General features: G+C 57.7%; 4 protein-coding genes and 2 tRNA genes. All 6 read left to right on the forward strand.

Going from position 1 to position 2890, the window contains the following annotated elements:
- On the forward strand, nucleotides 1-595 hold a 595-nt coding region (locus AB4Z11_RS28380; RefSeq protein ID WP_442029172.1), incomplete at its 5' end, for a heme-copper oxidase subunit III family protein.
- A 9-nt stretch (nucleotides 596-604) separates the two neighbouring features.
- The gene (locus tag AB4Z11_RS28385; RefSeq protein WP_442029173.1) at nucleotides 605-919 is read left to right on the forward strand and encodes a cytochrome C oxidase subunit IV family protein; all 315 of its coding nucleotides are present in this window, start codon (nucleotides 605-607) and stop codon (nucleotides 917-919) included.
- 60 nt (nucleotides 920-979) lie between these two features.
- Nucleotides 980-1055, forward strand: a tRNA-Glu gene (locus AB4Z11_RS28390).
- A gap of 31 nt (nucleotides 1056-1086) precedes the next feature.
- Nucleotides 1087-1162 (forward strand) — tRNA-Glu (locus AB4Z11_RS28395).
- Between the two features lie 21 nt (nucleotides 1163-1183).
- A complete protein-coding gene (gene earP / locus AB4Z11_RS28400) occupies nucleotides 1184-2323 on the forward strand; it encodes an elongation factor P maturation arginine rhamnosyltransferase EarP (protein ID WP_442029174.1) in 1140 nt (379 codons plus the stop codon).
- Between the two features lie 61 nt (nucleotides 2324-2384).
- Nucleotides 2385-2890: elongation factor P (locus AB4Z11_RS28405; RefSeq protein WP_442029175.1), on the forward strand; the 506-nt coding region annotated here is incomplete at its 3' end.

Raw genomic sequence — 2890 nt, forward strand, 5'->3', positions numbered from 1 at the left:
GTTCCACGTCCCGTGGGGCAAGGCCATGATGTGGATCTTCCTCCTCAGCGACACCTTCATCTTCGGCACTTTCCTCACCGGCTATATGTCGGTGCGCATGGCGGAAACGGCGGCCTGGCCCAATCCCAGCGAAGTCTTCTCGCTCAACATCAACGGCACCGATTTGCCTTTGCTGCTGATTGCGATCATGACCTTCGTGCTGATCACCAGCAGCGGCACCATGGCGATGGCGGTCAACTATGGCTACCRGCGCGACCGCAAGAAAGCGGGCGTGCTGATGCTGGTGACGGCCTTGTTCGGCGCAATGTTCGTCAGCATGCAGGCCTTCGAGTGGACCAAGCTGATTCACGAAGGCGTGCGGCCGTGGGGTAATCCCATGGGCGCGGCGCAATTCGGTTCCTGCTTCTTCATGATTACCGGCTTCCACGGGCTGCACGTATCGGCGGGCGTGATTTATTTGTCGATTGTTGCGAAGCGCGTGATGTCGGGCTATTACGAGAAGCGGGGTTATGACATCGTCGAGATTGCGGGCCTGTATTGGCACTTTGTCGATCTTGTATGGGTGTTCATCTTTGCATTGTTCTATCTGTGGTAGGAGGCGATCATGTCCGGCGCAACGACAACCCAGCACCCGATCAGCATCTACTTCAAGATCTGGATTCTGCTCTTTGTGCTGAGCACCTTCTCCTACCTGGTCGACTTCTTTCACGTGCAGGGCTATCTGCGCTGGACTTTGATCCTGATTCTGATGGTGCTGAAGGCGGGTTTTATTGTCGCCTTCTTCATGCACCTGAAATGGGAGCGGGTCGCCCTGATCTGTGTGATTCTCGTCCCGCCGGCAGCGCTGCTGGTGTTATGCGCGCTGATGGCAATGGAATCCGATTACACTTATCTGATCCGGCAAGCGTTCTTCAGCTGATTGAACGCAATCTTGATTTGCGGGAGGCATGCTGCTACAATGCCGCCACGCTTTTACGACGTCCCCATCGTCTAGAGGCCTAGGACATCACCCTTTCACGGTGAGTACCGGGGTTCGAATCCCCGTGGGGACGCCAAGTCAAATCTATCAGCGTAGTGCACGTCCCGGTCCCCATCGTCTAGAGGCCTAGGACATCACCCTTTCACGGTGAGTACCGGGGTTCGAATCCCCGTGGGGACGCCAAAACACTTCCTTCCTCTCGCATTGACCAACACTCTTGCCATTTTCTGCAAAGTTGTCGACAACTTTGGCGACATCGGTATTTGCTGGCGGCTCTCGAAGCAGCTCCGGCATGAGCACGGCGTTGCCGTCACGTTGTGGGTGGACGATCTGGCAAGCTTTCGCCGCATCTGCCCGGAAGTCGATACCGCCGCTGAAACGCAAACCGTACATGGCGTGACCGTGCGCCACTGGCTTGATCAGAATGGCGTCTTCACGCCGGACGATGTGGCCGACATCGTCATCGAATTCTTTGCCGTCGATATCCCGCCCGGCTACGTGGAAGCCATGGCGCAGCGCGCAAGCAAGCCCGTTTGGTTCAACCTGGAAGGGCTGACTGCTGAGGAGTGGGTGGAGGGCTGCCACCGCCTGCCGTCCATGCACCCGCGCTTCCCGCTGACCAAGCATTTCTTCTTCCCCGGGTTTACCGATAAAACCGGTGGGCTGCTGGTCGAGCGTGACCTCGCTGCGCAGCGCGCCGCCTGGTCGGCCGACGACGCGACCGCCTTGCTGTCGCGCCTAGGCGTTACGTCGGAAGAACAGGCCGCGCTGAAAGTCTCGCTGTTCTGCTATCCGCACGCGCCGGTCGCTGAGTTGTTCGCTGCCTGGGCGGCGGGCGGCGATGCCATCACTTGTCTGGTGCCTGAAGGCGTGGCCGATGCGGCCGTGCGCCAGTACCTCGGTGGGGACGCCAGCGCGGGCGCAGCACGCACGCATGGCGCGCTGACGGTGCGTGTGATTCCCTTCGTGCCGCAGACTGAGTACGACAAGCTGCTGTGGTCGTGCGATCTGAACTTCGTGCGTGGGGAAGATTCCTGGGTGCGCGCGCAGTGGGCTTGTCATCCCTTTGTCTGGCACATATATTTCCAGGACGAAAATCTGCACCACAAGAAGCTGCGGGCTTTCCTGCAACCTTATGCGGCTGGAAATGCCAGCCTGCCGGAATTCTCACTTGCCTGGAACGGCGCCAGCGAAGGCCACGATTGGCAGGCGCTGTGGAGCGCCCTGATGGGCGACCTGGGACCCTTGTCCCAGCGCGCTGTCGACTGGCAGCAACAGATGCGGTCCCATGGGGACCTCGCCACTAATTTACTGGAGTTTGCCCGATCCCTCCAGTACGCCTAATGAGAAAAGTGAGCTATAATGATCGGTTACTGCAACCCCCCTTTATAAGCGTAGAGTTTTTATGAAACCAGCAAAAGAAATTCGTGTCGGCAACATCATCATGGTCGATAGCAAGCCGTTCATCGTGCTGCGCTCCGACGTCAACGGTTCCTCCCGTACCGGCTTCACCTACAAGTGGAAGATGAAGAACCTGCTGACCAACGCTCCGCTGGAAAACGTGTTCCGCGGCGACGACAAGTTCGACGTTGTAGTTCTGGACAAGAAGCCAGTGACCTACTCGTACTTCGCTGATCCGCTGTACGTCTTCATGGACGAAGAGTACAACCAGTACGAAATCGAAGAAGAAAACATGGGCGAAGCCATCAACTTCCTGAAGGATGGCATGGGATGCGAAGCCGTGTTCTACGACGGCAAGGCAATCTCCGTTGAACTGCCAATCACCATCGCTCGCCAGATCGTTTACTCGGAGCCAGCAGTGAAGGGCAACACCTCCGGTAACGTGATGAAAGAAGCCAAGATCGAAAACGCGATCGAAGCCAAGCAGTTCACCATCCAGGTGCCACTGTT

It is taken from the genome of Pseudoduganella sp. RAF53_2, from assembly GCF_052113985.1.
Classification (GTDB): domain Bacteria; phylum Pseudomonadota; class Gammaproteobacteria; order Burkholderiales; family Burkholderiaceae_D; genus Rugamonas.